Source organism: Rhodococcus sp. GXMU-t2271 (genome assembly GCF_041414735.1).
Classification (GTDB): Bacteria; Actinomycetota; Actinomycetes; order Mycobacteriales; family Mycobacteriaceae; genus Rhodococcus; species Rhodococcus indonesiensis.
This window is the reverse complement of record NZ_JAUIZP010000031.1, coordinates 29,458-48,720: the sequence shown is the minus strand read 5'-3', so window position 1 is coordinate 48,720 and position 19,263 is coordinate 29,458. Positions and strand designations below refer to the sequence as shown.

Annotated in this window: 16 protein-coding genes and 1 tRNA gene; 11 read left to right on the top strand and 6 right to left on the bottom strand. The window is 71.7% G+C overall.

Going from position 1 to position 19,263, the window contains the following annotated elements:
* Positions 1 to 42 precede the first annotated feature (42 nt).
* Positions 43 to 2,391 (top strand): heavy metal translocating P-type ATPase, encoded by a 2,349-nt coding sequence (locus tag QYS60_RS12855; protein ID WP_371383353.1) that lies wholly within the window; start codon positions 43 to 45, stop codon positions 2,389 to 2,391.
* Between the two features lie 54 nt (positions 2,392 to 2,445).
* Here QYS60_RS12855 and QYS60_RS12850 read toward each other — a convergent pair whose 3' ends face one another.
* Together QYS60_RS12850 and QYS60_RS12845 are read right to left on the bottom strand one after the other, a co-directional pair.
* Positions 2,446 to 3,048, bottom strand: a complete 603-nt coding sequence (locus QYS60_RS12850) for a hypothetical protein (protein ID WP_040271668.1) — start codon at positions 3,046 to 3,048, stop codon at positions 2,446 to 2,448.
* Positions 3,035 to 3,547 (bottom strand): hypothetical protein, encoded by a 513-nt coding sequence (locus tag QYS60_RS12845; RefSeq protein WP_003936850.1) that lies wholly within the window; start codon positions 3,545 to 3,547, stop codon positions 3,035 to 3,037. The genes QYS60_RS12850 and QYS60_RS12845 overlap by 14 nt, the downstream gene beginning before the upstream one ends.
* 159 nt (positions 3,548 to 3,706) lie before the next feature.
* Here QYS60_RS12845 and QYS60_RS12840 point away from each other — a divergent pair, with 159 nt between their 5' ends.
* Complete coding sequence (locus QYS60_RS12840; RefSeq protein WP_371383352.1) at positions 3,707 to 4,036, top strand: DUF6191 domain-containing protein; 330 nt, start codon at positions 3,707 to 3,709, stop codon at positions 4,034 to 4,036.
* Here QYS60_RS12840 and otsB read toward each other — a convergent pair.
* Positions 4,033 to 7,284, bottom strand: a complete 3,252-nt coding sequence (gene otsB / locus QYS60_RS12835) for a trehalose-phosphatase (protein WP_003936852.1) — start codon at positions 7,282 to 7,284, stop codon at positions 4,033 to 4,035. The genes QYS60_RS12840 and otsB overlap by 4 nt on opposite strands.
* Positions 7,285 to 7,482: 198 nt before the next feature.
* Positions 7,483 to 7,650: a hypothetical protein gene (locus tag QYS60_RS12830; RefSeq protein ID WP_017681093.1), complete on the bottom strand. Its 168-nt coding sequence runs from the start codon at positions 7,648 to 7,650 to the stop codon at positions 7,483 to 7,485.
* A gap of 104 nt (positions 7,651 to 7,754) precedes the next feature.
* Here QYS60_RS12830 and QYS60_RS12825 point away from each other — a divergent pair, with 104 nt between their 5' ends.
* Complete coding sequence (locus QYS60_RS12825) at positions 7,755 to 8,276, top strand: NUDIX domain-containing protein (RefSeq protein WP_371383351.1); 522 nt, start codon at positions 7,755 to 7,757, stop codon at positions 8,274 to 8,276.
* A complete protein-coding gene (locus QYS60_RS12820) occupies positions 8,273 to 9,142 on the top strand; it encodes an SDR family NAD(P)-dependent oxidoreductase (protein ID WP_003936854.1) in 870 nt (289 codons plus the stop codon). Before QYS60_RS12825 ends, QYS60_RS12820 begins: the two co-directional genes overlap by 4 nt.
* A 96-nt stretch (positions 9,143 to 9,238) precedes the next feature.
* On the opposite strand, the gene QYS60_RS12815 is transcribed toward QYS60_RS12820, so the two are convergent.
* A tRNA-Arg gene (locus QYS60_RS12815) sits at positions 9,239 to 9,312 on the bottom strand.
* Between the two features lie 159 nt (positions 9,313 to 9,471).
* Here QYS60_RS12815 and QYS60_RS12810 point away from each other — a divergent pair.
* Genes QYS60_RS12810 through QYS60_RS12780 form a run of 7 tightly spaced genes read left to right on the top strand, consistent with a single transcriptional unit; the run spans position 9,472 to position 18,318 of the window.
* Positions 9,472 to 10,353, top strand: a complete 882-nt coding sequence (locus QYS60_RS12810; RefSeq protein ID WP_371383350.1) for a xanthine dehydrogenase family protein subunit M — start codon at positions 9,472 to 9,474, stop codon at positions 10,351 to 10,353.
* A gap of 4 nt (positions 10,354 to 10,357) precedes the next feature.
* Positions 10,358 to 10,837: a (2Fe-2S)-binding protein gene (locus tag QYS60_RS12805; RefSeq protein WP_059174771.1), complete on the top strand. Its 480-nt coding sequence runs from the start codon at positions 10,358 to 10,360 to the stop codon at positions 10,835 to 10,837.
* Positions 10,834 to 13,230 carry an aerobic carbon-monoxide dehydrogenase large subunit gene (locus QYS60_RS12800; protein ID WP_371383349.1) on the top strand — a complete coding sequence of 799 codons (2,397 nt, stop codon included), beginning with the start codon at positions 10,834 to 10,836 and terminating at the stop codon, positions 13,228 to 13,230. The genes QYS60_RS12805 and QYS60_RS12800 overlap by 4 nt, the downstream gene beginning before the upstream one ends.
* A 29-nt stretch (positions 13,231 to 13,259) precedes the next feature.
* Complete coding sequence (locus tag QYS60_RS12795) at positions 13,260 to 14,147, top strand: XdhC family protein (protein ID WP_371383348.1); 888 nt, start codon at positions 13,260 to 13,262, stop codon at positions 14,145 to 14,147.
* A gap of 25 nt (positions 14,148 to 14,172) precedes the next feature.
* Positions 14,173 to 15,042: a MoxR family ATPase gene (locus QYS60_RS12790; RefSeq protein WP_003936859.1), complete on the top strand. Its 870-nt coding sequence runs from the start codon at positions 14,173 to 14,175 to the stop codon at positions 15,040 to 15,042.
* Positions 15,039 to 16,253 (top strand): VWA domain-containing protein, encoded by a 1,215-nt coding sequence (locus tag QYS60_RS12785; RefSeq protein ID WP_371383347.1) that lies wholly within the window; start codon positions 15,039 to 15,041, stop codon positions 16,251 to 16,253. Before QYS60_RS12790 ends, QYS60_RS12785 begins: the two co-directional genes overlap by 4 nt.
* Positions 16,254 to 16,284: 31 nt before the next feature.
* Positions 16,285 to 18,318 carry a cytochrome c oxidase assembly protein gene (locus QYS60_RS12780; protein WP_371383346.1) on the top strand — a complete coding sequence of 678 codons (2,034 nt, stop codon included), beginning with the start codon at positions 16,285 to 16,287 and terminating at the stop codon, positions 18,316 to 18,318.
* Here the strand turns inward: QYS60_RS12780 and QYS60_RS12775 are convergent.
* Positions 18,315 to 19,169, bottom strand: coding sequence for a tryptophan-rich sensory protein (locus QYS60_RS12775; RefSeq protein WP_371383345.1), 855 nt, complete (start codon positions 19,167 to 19,169; stop codon positions 18,315 to 18,317). The two genes, QYS60_RS12780 and QYS60_RS12775, sit on opposite strands and share 4 nt — an antisense overlap.
* Between the last annotated feature and the right edge of the window lie 94 nt (positions 19,170 to 19,263).

Below are 19,263 nucleotides of genomic sequence, written 5' to 3'. Positions count from 1 at the left end.
GCGGAGCAGTCCGACCCGAACCGAGACGAGGTAGGGGGCGTCATGACTGTCACGCCGGCCCTCGAGGCTCCGTGGCGGGAGCGGGTGCGCACGTGGGTCGAGCCGATCTTCCTCGCCGTGACCCTCACCGCGCTGGTGGCCGGCATCGTCGCCACGCTGTTCGATGCGGACGACGTCGCCGACGCGTGCTGGATCGCCGGCACCGTCGTCGCGATCCTGCCCGCCGTCTGGTGGGTGATCGACGCGCTGCGGCGCGGGCGCGTCGGGGTGGACCTGATCGCGGTGCTGTCCCTGGTCGGCACCCTGCTCGTCGGCGAATACGTCGCCGGGGCGCTCATCGGCGTGATGCTCGCGTCCGGGCAGGCCCTCGACGCTGCCGCGGAACGTCGCGCCACCAAGGACTTGCGCGCCCTGCTCGAGCACGCGCCGCACACCGCCCGTCGCCGCGTCGGCGACGAGGTAGAGGTCGTGCCGCTCGGCGACGTGGTGCCCGGAGACACCCTGGTCGTCGGACCGGGCGAGGTGGTGCCGGTCGACGGCTGGGTCACCTCCGAGCTGGCGGTGCTCGACGAGTCGGTCCTCACCGGCGAGCCGATGCACGTGCAGCGTCGCACCGGGGAGGCCGTGCGCAGCGGCGTCGTCGCCGCCGGCGGCGCCTTCGAACTCCACGCCCACGCCACCGCCGAGGACAGTACCTACGCCGGGATCGTGCGCCTGGCCCGCGAGGCCGCCGCCGAGAGCGCGCCGGTGGTGCGGATCGCCGACCGGGTCGCCGCGTGGTTCCTGCCGCTGTCGCTGACGGTGGCGGGGCTCGCGTGGCTGATCAGCGGCTCGGCCACCCGCGCCGTCGCCGTGCTGGTGGTGGCGACCCCGTGCCCACTTCTGCTCGCCGCGCCCGTCGCGATCGTCTCCGGTCTCTCCCGCGCTTCGCGTCTGGGGGTGGTGATCCGCAGTGGCGGCGCACTCGAGAACCTCGGGCACGCGACCACCCTGGTGATGGACAAGACGGGAACGCTCACCAGTGGCCGGCCCGCCGGCACCGACATCGTCACCGCACCCGGCGGCGACGGCACCGAGGTGCTGCGCCTGGCGGCGTCCGCCGATCAGCTGTCCCCGCACGTGCTCGCCGAGGCGATCGTGCAGGAGGCGAAGATGCGCGGGCTGCCCCTGTCGCTGCCCACCGACGTCGCCGAGCAGGCCGGTACCGGCGTGGCCGCGACCGTCGACGGCCGCCGCGTCACCGTCGGCAGCCTGGTCCTGCCCGACGACGCGCCAGGCTGGGCGCGGGCGGTGCTCAGCCGCGCCGCCCTCGACGGCGCCGTCGTCACCTGGGTCACCGTCGACGGCGATCTGGCCGGCGCCCTGCTGCTCGTGGACCCCCTGCGCCGCGACGCCGCGCGCACCCTGCGGCGGCTGCGCGCGGCCGGCCTGGACCGGCTGGTCATGCTCACCGGCGACCGTCGCGAACCGGCCGAGGAGATCGGCTCCGTCCTCGGCCTCGACGGCGTGTACGCCGAGCAGACCCCGGCCGACAAGGTGAACGGCGTCCGCGCCGAGCGGGAGGCGGCGGTCACGGTGATGGTCGGCGACGGCGTCAACGACGCCCCGGCCCTCGCCGCGGCGACCGTCGGAGTTGCGATGGGTGCCCGCGGATCCACGGCGAGCTCGGAGGCGGCCGACATCGTGCTCACCACCGACCGGCTCGACCGGCTCGCCGACGCCATGGAGATCGCCCGCCGCTCCCGGCGCATCGCCGTGCAGAGCGCGGTCGTCGGGATGAGCCTGTCGCTGGTCGCCATGGGATTCGCCGCGTTCGGATACCTGCCCCCCGCGGTGGGTGCGCTGCTGCAGGAGGGCATCGACGTCGCGGTCATCCTCAACGCGCTGCGCGCCCTACGCGGCGACCGGGACCGGGAGCTGGCGCTGCCCGACGACACCGAGGCGATGCTGCACCGGTTCTCGGCCGAACACGACGTCCTGCGCGACGACCTGTCGCTCCTGCGCGACACCGCCCAGCTGCTCGCCTCCGGTGATCTGCCCGCCGCTCACACCGCGCTGCGCCGCACCGACACGTTCCTGTTCGACACGCTGCTGCCGCACGAACGGGCCGAGGACACCGAGCTGTACCCGGCGCTCGCGGTCCCGCTCGGCAGTGGGGAGGCGACCGCGACGATGAGCCGGATGCACGCCGAGATCGACCGCCTCAGCCGCCGCATGCGTACACATCTGGCGCAGGCCGACGCCGCCGGCGGGCTGAGCCCGGACCAGTGCGACGACCTGCTCGCCTGCCTGTACGGGCTGCACGCGCTGCTGCGGCTGCACTTCGTGCAGGAAGAGGAGAACTACTTCACCCTCGCCCCCGAGGCCGAACGGCCGGACGACCCGGCCTGACCGGCGCGGGCGGCCGGTTGCGGCGGCTCACACCCTGTTCCGCCGGTGCGATGTCTACGAGGGGACTTCCGGTCGGCGCCGGGCCTCGGCCGCGATCATCGACAGAATCGGCCGTGCCATGGCCCGCACGAACGGTCCGACCGCCGTCCAGTATCGGCGGAAGAGTCTGCGGGCGCGTTCGTCGGTGCCGTGCACCCGGATCTCGGTGAGCAGGACGCAGGTCCGCGCGTCATACGGTAGGACGGTGAAACTCCATGTGCCGACCCCGCATTCGGGAACCGAGATACTCGACAGGGGCGCCCCGGGATCCCAGTCGACGCGGCCGTAGTCCGGCTCCCACCATCGGCCGACGAAGCCGAGCACGAGTTCGCGCCCCGGTTCCTCGGCGATGACCTCGAAACCGCCCTGCGGACCGATCAGGTCCGCAAGGCGGACCGAGCGGTGCGCCCGCACCTCCCGGCGCCGTGGTGTGCGCAGGGCGTCGACGGCGAGCCGGGCCAGATTGGGGGCGGCGATCACCGGGGACCGCATGAAGTCGACGCGCCGGATCGCGGCGAAGGTGTCCGGAGCCGGGGCGTCGACCACCCGCGCGCGTACGACCCGCTGTTCGAAGACCGGCAGCTGCCGTTCGGTCGCCGGAGGTTCACCGTGCGGCATCGGTGCTCCCGGCGATCTGCGCTGCGCGGTTCGCCGACAGTTGCCGGACCATCACCCAGCGAGCGACGAGGTAGCCGAGGACACCGCCGTAGACGGCCTTCAGCACCAGGAACCACCCCGTCGACAGCCCGGACACACCGAGGAGGTGCAGCACCCAGATCGCGAGCACGGAGACAACCGCGGCCGCGACCCCGAGCGACAAGCCGAGAGCGGACGCACCGGATGGCAACCGTGCCAGCCACCGACCGGGCTGCGGACCGTCGACCGCGTCGAGTCCTGTGCGCAGCGCCCGGCGTACCCCGGCGGCGGAGAACCAGGCGACGAGCACCGAGAGGATGATCGCGGTCAGCGCGATGTCGACGACGATCCCATCCGCCGACCACAGCGGCACGAACGATGTGCCGCGCTTGCCCGCCCAGGCCAGCAGCGGATTGACGACGACGTTCACCAGGCCGGTGACGACGGCCTGCTTCCGGACATACGAGTCAGCAGAATCCACGGTCCATCCTCCCCGTCCCGGCCCGCGGGAGCCGGCTCGTTCTCATCGTGAACCGCGGAACCGTGCTCGTTCCAGGGCCGTTGGTCCCGAGAGGTCGGCGCCGACGGGACTCGGCGTCCTATCCTCGGACATGTCGTCCGCCGCACCAGGAGGAGAGTCGTGTATCTGCTGGCAGGTGCAGTCGCGCTCGTCGCCGCGGTGCTGCTGCTCGATCAGCTCGGGTTGTGGGCGGAGCGGCGAGGCTGGGTCTACTGGCGCAAGAGGCGACCTCCGCTGGACGGGGGCGGTGCCGCGGGCGTGTTCGGGGAGATGCAGGCACTGTTCTCGCCCTCGCACCGGCATGTGATCGACGAGGGCCGTTCCAGGCAGATGTCGCGGTCGGACACAGCCACCGGGGAAACCGAACGGATGACCCTCGACCTGCACGCGGGAATTGTGGCGATCGACGTTCGCAGTCGCGCGCCGCAGGACGGTCCGTCGTCGCACTAGCTCAGGCGAACCGTGCCTCCCGGCTGCAGGTGCGCGACGTGGCCGCGGCATTCGATCTCGATCGGCGCCTGGTTCCCGGGGCCCGCGCTCACCTGTACCTCTCTGCCCTTGATGCGCAGGCGAAGTCGGTAGCCCCGATAGAAGATGGGGAACTCCAGGGCGCCCAGCGGCTCGGGCCACTGCGGGGAGAACAGGAGCCGGCCACCTCGGGTCTCGAGGCCGGGCACGCACCGCTGCAGGAAGTCGACGCTGCCGGCCATGGCGGCGAGATGGATGCCTTCCATGGTGGTGCCGCCCTGGATGTCGGCGATATCGGACTTCAGTGCCTGGTAGAAGTAGTCCACGGCCTCGTCCCGGTGGGCTCGGGCCAGCACCCAGGAATGGACCACCCCGCTCAGGGTGGAGCCGTGCGAGGTTCGCGCCATGTAGTAGTCGATGGTCCGCGGGATGTCCTCGGTCGGGAACCGGTAGCCGAGCCGTCCCAGCAGTTCCTGCAGTTCGTCGGAGGACAGCAGATAGAACAGCATCAGCACGTCGGCCTGCTTCGACGCCCGGTAGCGGTTGACGTCGTCGCCTTCGGCCTCGAGGATCCGGTCGAGTCGCTGGATGTCGCCGTAGCGCCGCCGGTAGCCGTCCCAGTCCAGCTCGGCCAGCTCTTCGTACCCCTCGAACTGGCTGAGGACACGGTCGTGGAACGGGACGAACATCTTGTGCGTGATGTCTTCCCAGCGTGTCGTCTCCTGCGCGTGCAGCCCCAGCGCCTGGGTCAGATACGAGCGGATCTGCAGCGGGAGCAGTTCGAGTGTCTCGAGGGCCCGCAGGATCACCCAGACCGACATGACGTTGGTGTACGCGTTGTTGTCGATCCCGTCGTACGGTGCGTCGGGGTAGCCGGAATGGAACTCGTCGGGGCCGATGACTCCCCGGATGCTGTACCGGCCGCGATCCTCGTCGTAGGAGGCGAGATCGGCGTAGAAGCGGGCGATCTCGACGAGCATCTCGGCGCCGTACTCGATCAGGAACTCCAGGTCGCCGGTGACCTGGTAGTACTGCCACACGTTGTAGGCGATCGCGATGCCGATGTGGTGCTGGCGCCGGCTCGGATCCGGGTTCCACCGTCCGGATCTGGGATTGAGGTGGAGCTGCGGGCTCTCCTCCCGGCCGTCGCTGCCCGACTGCCACGGGAACATCGCACCCCGGTGACCGGCCTCGCGTGCCATCCGGCGCGCCTCCCGCAGGCGACGGTAGCGGTAGCGCAGCAGCGACCGGGTCAGCGCGGGCAGCCGCAGGTTGAGCACCGGGAACACGAACAACTCGTCCCAGAAGACGTGTCCGCGGTACGCCTCACCGTGCAGCCCCCGGGCCGGCACGCCCACGTCGAGGTCGGTGGTGTTCGCCGAGACCGTCTGCAGCAGATGCAGAAGATGGAACCGGACGACGCGCAGGGCGTGGCCGTGACCCGGACCCTCGTAGTCGATGCCCAGGTGATCCCACAGATATCCCCAGGCGAGTACGTGGCCGTCGAGCAGTTCGTCGAACCGGCCCAGCCGGGGGAGCCAGCGGGCGGCTTCGTCGGCCGGTTCGGACACCGCCGGGTCGCGCCCGGTGAACACCGTCACGATCTTCTCGAGCGTCACGGGCCGGTCCGGCTCGACGTCGACGACGATCTCGTGTCCGATCCGGCCGTCGCCGCCGAGCAACCGGCACTCGCCAGCGACCGGCTCCCCGCCGCACCACACCGTGTTCCGGGCCGCCATCGCCACCGGTATCCGCGACTGGTTGGTCTGCACCGCCAGCAGCACCGAATCAGCCGACAGAGAGGTGGTCTGCAGCGGTTCGAGGTGCTCGTCGGCCAGGTCGCGGTAGCGCTCGACGAGGGAATTCCGGACCGTGCCGTCCAGCAGGGAACGGATCTCGACCCGGCCCGACCAGTCCTCGGCCACGATCGTCGTCTCGAGGGCACAGGCGTGCGGGACGTTCATGGCGACGAACCGGCGCTGCCGCACCGAGGTGGTGCGGCCCGCGGCGTCGCGGAAACGCAGCCGCCGGGTGAGGACGGCGCGGCGCAGATCGAGGTACTGGTGGTAGTCGAGCAGTTCGGCCGAGTCGAGGTCGAACCACTGCCCGCCGTCGACGCGGAAGGTCACCGGTAGCCAGTTCGGCAGGTTCACCAGACTCTCGTGGTCGACGATGCTCCCCGATACCTCGTCGTCGAGACGGTTGAAGATCCCGGCCACGTAGGTGCCGGGGTAGTGCACGCCGTCGGCCCGGGATTCCGGAGCGCAGCCACGGGTGGCGAAGTAGCCGTTGCCGACGGTGCAGAGGGCCTCGCGCAGCTTCTCGGTGGACGGGTCGTAACCGTCGAAGAACATCGTCCACGCGTCGTCCGGGGGCGGCGCGATCCCCGGATCGCTGCCGAGCAGATCCGCCAGCCGCTGCAGGATCTCGCGCACCCGGTCCGGACCGTCGACCGCGAACTGGGCCGTCGACCGCCGATCACCCTCCCCCGGGTGGCGCACGACGACGCCGATCCCGGTCGACGGCAGGGCCCCGAACGCATCTTCACCGGCGAGATCGTCGCCGATGTAGACCGGCATGGGGTCGCCTGCGCCGCGGACGTGCTCGAGTACCCAGGCCACCGCCCGTCCCTTGTCCCACTCGACGTCGGGGCGCAGTTCGGTGACATCGCGTCCGTGCGTGACGCGGAGCGCGCCGTCCCGGCCGGCCGCATCGCGCACCGCCGCGAGGACCTCGCCCATCCGGTCCGCGGCGACGTGGCGGTGATGAACGGCGACAGCGAAACGCTTGGGTTCCACCAGAACGCCGGGCACGTCGGCCAGGCGGTCCCGGAGGGCGACGGCGATCCGCCCGAGGTCGGGCACCGCACGATCGGCGGCCTCGTGCCGGTGGTACGTGCCGTCCGGACCCACGAGCTCGAAGCCGTGGTTACCCGCGTACCAGAGGCCAGGCACGCCGACCCGTGCCTGCAGGTCGGCCACATCGCGGCCGCTGATCACGCCGACCGGGCAGTATCGGGCGAGCCGGGCGAGTTCGTCCGCCGCGCCGTCGACGAGGGTGGCCGCACCGGGATCGTCCACGAGGTGGGCGAGGGTGCCGTCGAAGTCCAGGAACACGGCGTAGCGACGGGTGCGCAGCATGGCGGTCGCCTGGTGCCGGGATGCCAACGCATCCGGGATCTCCGACAGCCGGCGGTCGTGGGGGCGCGATTCGACCGGGGGCCGCGTCATCGGCCCGGCTCGGATGGTGAGTACATGGCAGTCTGTCCCTCGGCGCCGTTGCGGAACAGGCCCACAGGAGTTTTCCCGATTCTACGATGTGCTCGCCGACGGGCAGGCCCGTTTCGATCGCCGGAACCCGCCCCTCGATGATCATCGGCGGACACCCGCCGCGCAGGCGTACGCGCGAACCGGCACCGCTGTCCGGAGTCAGACCTCCAGCTGCTCGGCCTCCTCGATCGCCGCCTGCAGCTGGTCCAGCAGCGCGCGGGCCTGCGCGATGTCGAGAGCGACACCGAGGCCTTCCGGCAGGTCGAGCACGACGCCGGGTCCGTTCGCGCGGGCGGTGACGGGATGATCGCCGGTCGTATCGGTCACGGCTGGGTCCTTCCGGTTCGGGGCACGGTTGCCGGGTCTCAGTCTGCCCGGAAGAACTACCGTGTGGGTGCGGGCGCACAGGCCGGTGCCGGAAGGGTGGATCGATGGCTGTCACGAGCGCCGGGATTCTGCTGTACCGGATCGACGGTGCCGGTGCGCTCGAGGTGTGGATCGTGCACCCGGGTGGCCCGTACTGGACCGGCAAGGACGAGGCGGCCTGGTCGATTCCCAAGGGTGTGTACGGCGACGACGAGGATCCGTTCGCCGTGGCGCTACGGGAGTTCGAGGAGGAATGCGGGATGACCGCGCCCGCGGTGGACTACGAGATGCTCGGCCGGTTCAAGCAGCCCTCCGGGAAGATCGTCACCGTCTACGCCGCCGAGACCGCCGCGGATCTCGCCTTCGTCGGCAGCAACACCTTCGACCTGGAGTGGCCGCCGCGGTCCGGAAAGGTGCAGAGCTTCCCCGAGGTGGACGACGCTCGCTGGTTCCCGCTCGCCGTCGCGGACGTCAAGCTCGTGAAGGGGCAGCGCCCGATCCTCGCCCGGCTACGTGAGCGGGTGCACGCGGCCGGCCGGTCGTCCGCGGGGACGCCCGGGAGCGGAACGGAGGACGCGGGCAAGTGAGCAAGACCGTGCTGATCACCGGGGGCGGGCGGGGGCTCGGCCGGGTCACGGCCGGGAAGCTCGCCGCCCGAGGGCACCATGTTCTGCTCACCGCGCGTACCCGGGCTGCCGCGGAGGACGCCACCGAAGCGATACAGCGCACCGATCCCGACGCTCGGGTCGAGCCGCGCTGGGTCGAGCTGTCCTCCCTGCAACAGGTCCGGTCCTTCGCCGTCGCGGAAGCCGAGCGCGGCGAACCGATCGACGTGCTGCTGCACGTCGCCGGCATCCTGCAGACGAGCAAGGAACGCCGGCTCACCGTCGACGGGTACGAGGAGACCCTCGCCGTCAACGTCCTGGCCCCTTTCCTGCTCACCGAACTGCTCATGCCCGCACTCGCGCGCAGTCCGTCGGCGCGTATCGTCACCGTCGCCTCGCGGTTGCACCTGCCAGGATCCCGCGGCGCGCCGGTGGATTTCGACTTCGCCGACGTCCAGCTCGAACACGGTTACAACCCCGACCGGGCATACAAGAATTCGAAGCTGGCGGTGCTGTGGTTCACCTACGAACTCCAGCGCCGCCTCGAGGGGCGTCCGATCACCGCGAACGCCGTGTGCCCCGGTTTCGTGCCCACCACTGCGGCCGCGAGCACTCGCGGCCTGATGCGGCTGTTCATGGCGCACGTATTACCGCACATGCCCTTCGCCACGTCCGTCGACGCGGCTACCGATTCGCTGGTCTTCATGGCGGTCGACCCGTCGCTCGACGGGATCGGCGGCCGGTTCTACGGCGAGTACCACGAGATCGACTCGAGCCCGCAGTCCCACGACGTCGCGCAGGCCCGGCAGTTCTGGGAACTCGCCGAACGCCTCACCCGCGTGGTGTGACCGCACAGCCCACGACCGGCACAGCCGCGCGGGCGCCGGTCAGCCGCGGCGACAATAGGGGGCGCGGCTGACCGGGAACGCCGCGGATGCTGACGGTGCCCCCGGCAGGACTCGAACCTGCGACCTAGAGATTAGAAGGCTCTTGCTCTATCCAGCTGAGCTACGGAGGCGCGGCCAAAATCTTAACCGCTTGCCGGTACGGGCCGGACCGAGGCCCCGGCGCTGCCGGGACGGTGGGCTCGCCTGTCCCGATCGGGGGACGAATCCGCCGGTCGCCCGGCATGCGCGGGCATACACTCCGTAGGTAGTTGAAATGTGAGGTATGCCACATGCAAGTACCTTCGGCTTTCGAATACGAGCGCGCCACCGGCATCGAGCACGCAATCGCTCTACTGGACGAACGCGGCGAGGAAGCCCGGGTCGTCGCGGGTGGGCACAGCCTTCTGCCGATGATGAAACTCCGGCTCGCCGCCCCCGAGTGTCTGATCGACATCAACGACCTGGCCGGCGAACTCGGCTACATCACCGTCGAGCCCGACGTCGTGCGGATCGGCGCGCTGGCGCGGCACCGCGAACTCCTCGAATCCGAGGCGCTCGCCGAGATCTTCCCGATCTTCCGGGACGCCGAACGGGTCATCGCCGACCCGGTGGTGCGCAACCGCGGCACGATCGGGGGGTCGCTGTGCCAGGCCGATCCGGCCGAGGACCTGTCCACCGTGTGCCAGGTCCTCGACGCATCGGTCGTGCTGCGCGGTCCGGGCGGCGGCCGGACGCTGACGATGGACGAGTTCCACCTGGGCCCGTACGAGACGACCGCCGCCGCCAACGAACTGCTCGTCGAGGTCCGGCTGCCGCGACGGGGACGTGGGTCGAGCGCCTACGCCAAGGTCGAGCGACGAACGGGGGACTGGGCGATCGCCGCCGCCGGTGCCGCAGTGTGGATGAGCGACGGCGCCATCGACGACGCCCGCGTCGGCCTCACCGCGGTCCGGGCAGATCCGCAGGCCCTGGCCGGCATCTCCGACCGGCTGCGCGGCGCGACGCCGTCCGAGGACCTCTACCGCGAGGCCGGCGAACTCGCCGCCGCCGCGAGCGACCCGGTCGCGGATCAGCGCGGGACTGTCGACTACAAACGCCACCTCGCCGCGGAACTCACGGTGCGGACCCTGCGCCGCGCCGTCGAGCGGCTCACCACCTCCGAAAGGGGTTGACCCGATGCGTGTTTCGATGAGCGTGAACGGGGACGAGGTCAGTGCCGAGGTGGAACCGCGGCTGCTGCTCGTCCACTTCCTGCGCGATCACCTCGGCCTGACCGGCACGCACTGGGGCTGCGACACCAGCAACTGCGGCACGTGCGTCGTCGCCGTCGACGGCGAGCCCGTCAAGTCGTGCACCATGCTCGCCGCGATGGCGAGCGGTCACGACGTGCGCACCGTGGAGGGACTCGAGCGCGACGGTGTGCTCGACCCCGTGCAGGAGGGATTCATGCGCTGCCACGGGTTGCAGTGCGGCTTCTGCACCCCCGGCATGATGATCACCGCCCGGGCCCTGCTCGACCGCAACCCGGACCCCGACGAGCAGACCATCCGCGAGGCGATCTCCGGACAGATCTGCCGCTGTACCGGCTACACCACCATCGTGCGGTCCGTCCGCTGGGCCGCCGAGCACCCCGCCACCGAGAAGGCGCCGTCATGACCGCTGTCGACCCGACCCCCGAGTTGCTCGACACCGTCGACAACGACGAGAAGCCCTGCGGCCACGGCCGCATGCTGCGCAAGGAGGACCCGCGGTTCATCCGCGGACACGGGCGCTTCGTCGACGACGTGCAACTGCCCGGAATGCTGCACCTGGCGATCCTGCGCTCCCCGGTCGCGCACGCGAGGATCCTCGGCATCGACACCAGCGCCGCGCAGGCCCACCCGAAGGTGCGGGCCGTCGTCACCGGCGCCGATCTCGCGGACAAGGGCCTGGCCTGGATGCCGACCCTGTCCAACGACGTCCAGGCCGTCCTCGCCACCGACAAGGTCCGCTTCCAGGGCCAGGAGGTCGCCTTCGTCGTCGCCGAGGACCGGTATTCCGCGCGCGACGCCCTCGAACTCATCGACGTGGAGTACGACATCCTCGATCCGGTCGTCGACGTCCGTCGCGCGCTCGCGCCCGAGGCCCCGGTGATCCGCACCGATCTCGAAGGCAAGACCGACAACCACTGCTTCGACTGGGAAACCGGGGACGCCGCCGCCACCGAAGCCGCGTTCGCGAAGGCCGACGTGATCACCCGGCAGGAGATGGTCTATCCCCGGGTGCACCCGGCGCCGATGGAAACCTGCGGTGCCGTGGCCGATTACGACCGGATCACCGGCAAACTCACGCTGTGGTCGACGAGCCAGGCGCCGCACGCCCACCGCACCCTCTACGCCCTCGTCGCGGGCCTGCCCGAACACAAGATCCGCGTGATCGCCCCGGACATCGGCGGCGGGTTCGGCAACAAGGTACCGATCTATCCCGGATACGTCTGCGCGATCGTCGCCTCCCTCGTCACCGGCAAGCCGGTCAAGTGGATGGAGGACCGCAGCGAGAACCTGGTGAGCACCGGCTTCGCACGCGACTACGTGATGGTCGGTGAGATCGCCGCGACCCGCGAGGGGAAAATCCTCGCGATCCGCACCCAGGTCCTCGCCGACCACGGTGCGTTCAACGGCACCGCCGCCCCGGTGAAGTACCCGGCCGGGTTCTTCGGGGTGTTCACCGGCAGCTACGACATCGAGGCCGCCTACTGCCACATGACCGCCGTCTACACCAACAAGTCGCCCGGCGGCGTGGCCTATGCGTGCTCGTTCCGCATCACCGAGGCCGTCTACCTCGTCGAACGGCTCGTGGACTGCCTGGCCTACGATCTCGAGCTCGATCCGGTGCAGCTGCGGCTGCAGAATCTGCTTCGCCCCGAACAGTTTCCGTACACCAGCAAGACCGGATGGAAGTACGACTCCGGCGACTATGCGACCACGCTGCGCAAGGCGGCGGAGATGGTCGGGTACGAGGAGTTGCGCCGCGAGCAGGCCGAGCGCCGCGCGCGGGGCGAACTGATGGGCGTCGGCGTGGCGTTCTTCACCGAGGCCGTCGGCGCCGGCCCCCGTAAGGACATGGACATCCTCGGTCTCGGCATGGCCGACGGCTGCGAGCTGCGCGTGCACCCCACCGGCAAGGCGGTGGTGCGGCTGTCGGTGCAGACCCAGGGCCAGGGCCACGAGACGACGTTCGCGCAGATCGTCGCCGAGGAACTCGGCATCCCACCCGAGGACATCGACGTGGTGCACGGCGACACCGACAACACCCCGTTCGGTCTGGGCACCTACGGCAGCCGGTCCACCCCGGTCTCCGGCGCGGCCGCCGCCCTCGTCGCGCGCAAGGTCCGCGACAAGGCCCGGATCATCGCCTCCGGCATGCTCGAGGTGTCCGTCGCCGACCTCGACTGGACCAAAGGCTCCTTCCACGTCAAGGGTGATCCGACCGCGTCGGTGACCATCCAGGACATCGCGATGCGGGCGCACGGCGCCGGCGATCTGCCCGAGGGTGTCGAGGGCGGACTCGAGGCCCAGATCTGCTACAACCCAGAGAACCTCACCTACCCGTACGGGGCGTACTTCTGCGTCGTCGACGTCGATCCCGGTACGGGCGAGGTGACGGTGCGCCGGTTCCTCGCCGTCGACGACTGCGGCACCCGCATCAACCCGATGATCATCGAGGGTCAGGTCCACGGCGGAATCGTCGACGGCATCGGGATGGCGCTGATGGAGATGATCGAGTTCGACGAGGACGGCAACTGCCTCGGCGGCTCGCTCATGGACTACCTCATCCCCACGGCGATGGAGGTGCCGCACTTCGAGACCGGATTCACCGTCACCCCGTCGCCGCACCACCCGATCGGCGCCAAGGGCATCGGCGAGTCCGCGACGGTCGGCTCGCCGCCCGCCGTGGTCAACGCCGTCGTCGACGCCCTGCGCCCCTTCGGGGTGCGGCACGCCGACATGCCGCTGACGCCGTCGCGGGTGTGGGAGGCGATGCAGGGCCGGCCCACCCCACCGATCTGACCGACCGGCCCCGAACCAGGGAGAGTCACATGGACCTGACGGTGCGTGCCGCGGAACTGACCCGCCGGCGCCGGGCGTTCGTCCGTGCCACCGTGGTGCGCGCCCAGCGGCCGACGTCCGCGCGGCCCGGCGACTGCGCGCTGGTACTGGACGACGGCACGATCGAAGGCTTCGTCGGTGGCCAGTGCACCGAGACCTCGGTGCGGGACGCCGCGCGGCAGGCCCTGACCACGGGGGAGAGCACCCTGCTGCGGGTCCTGCCCGGAACTGCGCAGACCTTCCCGGACACGCCGGGGGCCGTGGTCGCGGTCAATCCGTGCCTGTCCGGCGGTGCGACGGAGATCTTCCTCGAGCCGCAGCTACCCGCCCCGATGCTCGTCGTGTCGGGGTCGACGCCGGTGGCCGAGGCCGTCGCGGACTTCGCCGCGCGGCTCGACTTCGCGGTCGACCGCCTCGAGCCCGGTGCCGCGCCCGCCGCCGACGCCGTGGCCGTCGTCGTGGCGAGCCTCGGTGGCGAGGAGCCGGGTGTCATCCGGGCCGCCCTCGACGCGGGGATCGGCTACGTCGGGCTCGTCGCCAGCCGCCGGCGCGGCGCCGACGTGCTCGCGCAGGCCGAGGTGCGCCCCGACGAACGAGCGCGCGTGCACACCCCCGCGGGTCTCGACATCGGGGCGCGCACCGCCGCGGAGATCGCGTTGTCGATCGTCGCCGAACTGGTGCAGGCGATCCGCCGCGAGAATCTCGGATCTCCCGCCGCGCCGAGCGCATCCCCGCGCACCGCGGTGGACCCGGTGTGCGGAATGACCGTCACCGTGACCGCCGAGACCCCGCATCTGTCCGACGCCGGCACGGATGTGTGGTTCTGCTGCCCGGGGTGCCGTCGCGCCTACGAGAAGGAACACGCCACGTGTTCGTGACGGGGTCGGCCCCGGGAGCCCGCCGATGAGCGTGTTCGACGGCGTCGACGACGTCGTCCGCCGGTTCGACGACCGGGACTACCTGCTCGACGAGGGCACCGCCACCGCCCTGTATCTCGCGGTGGAACTCGGCCGGCCGCTGCTGCTCGAAGGCGAACCCGGCGTCGGCAAGACCACGGCCGCCAAGGCTCTCGCCGCCGCCCTCGGCACCGAACTGATTCGGTTGCAGTGCTACGAGGGTCTCGCCGCGAGCGAGGCGCTCTACGACTGGAACTACCAGCGGCAGCTGCTCGCGATCCGGCTCGCGGAAACCCGCGGCGAGACGCTACGCGAAGCCGACCTCTACACCGAGGAGTTCCTGCTCGAACGACCGGTGCTGCGCTGCGTGCGCCACCGCGGGCCCACCGTCCCGGTGCTGCTCATCGACGAGATCGACCGGGCCGACGACGAATTCGAGGCGCTGCTGCTCGAGTTCCTCGGCGAGTACTCGGTCACGATCCCCGAACTCGGCACCCTCGCCGCCGCGCAGCCCCCGATCGTCGTGCTCACCTCCAACCGCAGCCGCGACCTGCACGATGCGCTGCGCCGGCGGTGCCTGTACCACTGGATCGACTATCCGGACCGGGACCGCGCCGTGGCGATCCTGCGCCGCACCGTCCCCGCCGCGAACCTCGCCCTGGTCGAATCGGCCGCCGACTTCGTCGCCTCCGTGCGCCGGCTGGACCTGGACAAGGCGCCGGGGATCGCCGAGACCATCGACTGGGTGTCCGCGCTCGTGGCGCTCGGCGTGGCGGACCTGGTCCACCCCGGTGCGGTGGCGACGCTGACCGCGCTCGCCAAGACCCCCGACGACCGGACCACCATCCGTGCCGAGTACGAGGAGTTCCGCGCGTGAGCAGCGCGCTGCTGCTGCGCGGCGTCGACCTCGCCGCGTTCACCGTCGCGCTCACCGACCGGTTGCGCCGCGGCGGGGTGCCCGTCGCCCCGACCGCCGCCGCGACCCTGGTGCGGGCGTTGCGCCTGCACCCGCCGCGCACCCGCAGTCGCCTGTACTGGACCGCGCGGGTCGCCCTCGTCGACCGGCAGGACGCGCTCGAGGCGTTCGACGCCGTCTTCGCCGAGGTCTTCGACCAGCAGGTGATCGCCGTCGACCCGCACGCCCGGCGCAGCGGCCCCGACGGGACGACGGGCGCGGGGGAGACCACCGTGCCGGGGCCGCACGCGCCACCCGGGGCGCCGCAGGCCGGTGTGCCGTGGCACACCCGCGGCCCGCGCCGCTCCGGCGACCCCGGCGAGACGGCCCGGCCCGGGCCGTGGGCGCCGAGCCCCGTCGAGATCCGCGCCGACCAGCCGTTCGGCGACCTGCGGCCCGAGGACCTGCGCCTCCTGGGCCAGTGGCTCGAGCAGGCCCGCGTGCGCTGGCCGCGGCGCCCCGGCCGCCGCCGCACGCCGCACCACCACGGCCGCCTCGACGTGCGGGCCACCCTCGCCGCCTCCCGGCACACCGGCTTCGAACTGGTCCGTCTGCGCCGGGCCCGGCCGATCCGCCGGCCGCGCCGGATCGTGGTGCTGTGCGACGTGAGCCGGTCCATGCACGGCTACGCCGACACCTACCTGCACCTGATGCGGGCCGCGGTGCGCGCCGGCGATGCCGAGGTGTTCGCGTTCTCCACGAGCCTGACCCGGCTCACCGCGACCCTGGCGCACCGCTCCGCCGAGCACGCCGTCGCCCGAGCCAACGACACGGTCGTCGACCGCTACGGCGGAACCCACATCGCCCGCAGCTTCGAGGCGTTGCTCGCCTCCCACCACGGCAACCTGCTGCGCGGCGCCGTCGTGTTCGTCGCCTCCGACGGGTGGGACAGCGACGATCCGCAGGCGCTCGGCCGGGCGGTCGCGCGGATACGTCGCCGCTCTCACCGGCTGGTGTGGCTGAACCCGCGGGCCGGCCGACCCGGCTACCGTCCCGAGACCGGGCCCATGGCGGCCGCGCTGCCGCACTGCGACGCGCTGCTCGCGGCCGACACCCTCGCCGCCCTGCGCGCGGTGTTCGATCTCGACCCGGTCGCCGGGCGGGTGGCGCACGTCTCCGACGGCCCGTCGTAGCGGCGCTCGCCGAGGTCCTACCCTGGTAGGTATGGCATCACCCGAGCTCGCGTCGGCCGCGCCGACCTCCTCACCGCCGGCCGGGCGGCGCAACACGTCGGCACTGTACGTCCTCCTCGGGCTCGTCGCCGCGGTCGTCGCGCCGATCGTGGTCGGCCTGTCCGCGGCGCAGGCACTGGTGCTGCTGGGCATCCCGGACCCGGGACCGCTCACCACCTACGGACTGCCCGCCGTGCGGGCGATCGCGGAGATCGCCGCCGTCGCCGCGGTCGGATCATTGTTCTTCGCCGCGTTCCTGGTGCCGCCGCAGCGCACCGGGGTGCTGGACGTGGGCGGCTACCGGGCCGTGCGCACCGCGGGCACCGCCGCCCTGATCTGGGCGTTGTGCTCGGCGGTGCTGGTGCCGCTGACCCTGTCCGACACCTCCGGGCAGCCGCTGGCCGAGGCCCTGAAGCCGGAGAACCTGTGGGGCGCGATCGGGCAGGTCGACACCGCGCTCGCGTGGGCGTGGACGGCAGCGCTCGCCCTGATCCTGGCGGTGCTGATCCGCGCCGCGGTGCGCTGGTCGTGGGTGCCGTACCTGCTGCTGCTGTCGCTGGTGACCCTGATGCCTCTGGCCCTGACCGGGCACTCGTCGTCGGGCGGGTCACACGACATGGCCACCAACAGTCTCGTGCTGCACCTGGTCGCGGCGTCGCTGTGGGCGGGTGGCCTGTTCGCCCTGCTCGCCCACGGGTGGCGCCGCGGCGCGCACACCGACCTCGCGGCCCGCCGGTTCTCGTTCGTCGCCGGGCTGGCGTTCGCGGTGATGGCCCTGAGCGGCGTCGTCAACGCCGCGGTGCGGTTGCCCGCGGACGAGTTGCTCACCAGCACCTACGGCCGGTTGATCGTGGCCAAGGCGCTGGCATTGATCGTCCTGGGTGTCCTCGGATGGATGCAGCGGCGCCGTGCGCTGCCCGCGCTCGAGGCGAATCCCGACGATCGGGGCGCGCTCGTCCGGTTCGCGGCCGTCGAGGCCGTCATCCTCGCCGCCACGGTCGGCCTGGCCGTGGGGCTGGGTCGCACCCCGCCGCCCCCGCCGGCGACGGTGCCGTCGCTGCTCGAGGTGGAGCTCGGCTACAACCTGGACGGCCCCCCGACGCTCGGCACCCTCTTCTTCGGCGCGTGGCGCTTCGACCTGATCTTCGGCACGGCCGCCCTCGTCCTCGCGGTGGCCTACGCGATCGGGCTGTGGACGCTGCGCCGGCGCGGCGACAGCTGGCCCGTCGGCCGGTCCATCGCCTGGTTCTCCGGCTGCTTCGTGCTGTTCGTCGCCACGTCGTCGGGCGTGGGCATGTACTCGCCGGCGATGTTCAGCGTGCACATGGGCGCCCACATGGCGATGTCGATGCTGGCGCCCGTGCTGCTCGCCCTCGGCGGGGCGATGACCCTGGCGTTGCGGTCCTTCACCCCGGCGGGCCGCGACGGCTATCCCGGTCCGCGGGAGTGGCTGCTGGCGTTTCTGCACAGCCCGCCGTCGCGGTTCTTCACCCATCCGGTCGTGGCGTCGGTGATGTTCGTCGGCGGCTTCTACGCGCTGTACCTGGGCGGGATCTTCGAGGCCAACGCCGACAGCCACGCCGCGCATGTGCTGATGAACCTGCACTTCCTGATCAGCGGCTACCTGTTCTACTGGGTCGTGATCGGCGTGGACCCGTCGCCGCGGGACGTGACGCCGGTGACGAAGCTGGCGATGGTGTTCGGCTCCCTGCCGTTCCACGCGTTCTTCGGCGTGACGTTGATGAGCATGGGCACGGTGATGGCCGAGTCCTACTACCGCGGGCTCGGCCTGGCCTGGAACAGCGACCTGTTCGCCGACCAGAAGGTGGGGGGCAGCATCGCCTGGTCGGCAGGGGAGATCCCGCTGGTGCTGGTCATGCTGGCGCTGCTGGTGCAGTGGTCGCGCAGCGACGAGCGCACCGCGCGACGGGTGGACCGCGCCGCCGAACGCGACGACGACGCCGATCTCGCCGCCCACAACGCGATGTTCGCCGAGCTGGCCCGACGGGACCACGAGGGTCGCTAGGTCCGCCGCCGCGCGGCCTCGGTGCGCTGCCGCCGCGTGGCCTCCGTGCGCAGCCGCACGATCACCGCGGACAGCACCGCCACGCCCGCCGCGCCGCCCGCCGTGACGGCGGCCGGGGTGGAGGTGAATCCGGTGTCGCCGCTGCGGGCCACCGCGATCCACACCAGGCCCCACGCCATGGCCCCGGCGACGGCGAGCCGCCCGTGCCCGGCGACGGCCAGGAGTACCGACACCGCGGCGACCGCGACCAGGACGATCACCGCCCAGATGTCGGCGCCCAGCGAGAACGGGTCGACGTCCGCGGCGCGCAGCGCCGCCGCCGTGTTCGCGACGGTGGCCACCGCGACCCAGCCCAGGTACAGGAACATCGTGCCGTCCACGACGACGGCTTCCACGCGGGACGACGGCGCGGTGCGGGTCAGGCCGAGGAAGATCCGAACCAGCACGGCCAGCAGCGCGACGATGACCGCGACGCTGAGCGCGAGCAGTTCGAGCTGCACGACCAGGATCCACGCGGCGTTGAGCAGCATCGACGCGGCGATCCACCAGCCGAGCGCCCGCTGGCGGGGATCGGCGTGGTGCGCGGGCAGCGCCTGCCACACCGCGAGTGCCAGCAGACCCGCGTAGATCACCGACCAGATCGCGAACGCCGGACCGCCCGGCGCCACCGCCGTCGCATCGGCCGACAGCGCCCCGTCGGCCACCTCGGAGATCGGTGTGCCCACCACGGCCCCGGAGCCGAGGAAGGAGAGTGCGACCGCGGCGATCGCCGACCCGGCGACGCCTGCGACGCGGAGCCGGTCGGAGGAGGTGGCCTGAGGTCGCGTCGAGCTCGCCGGGAAAGTCGTCATCTCCGGAAGATGCCCGGCGTCACCGTGTCCGAAACGTCCCGTCTGCCAGGGCGTCGCTGCTAGGTTTGAGCGCCTGTAGGTTCGAGCGCCTGCA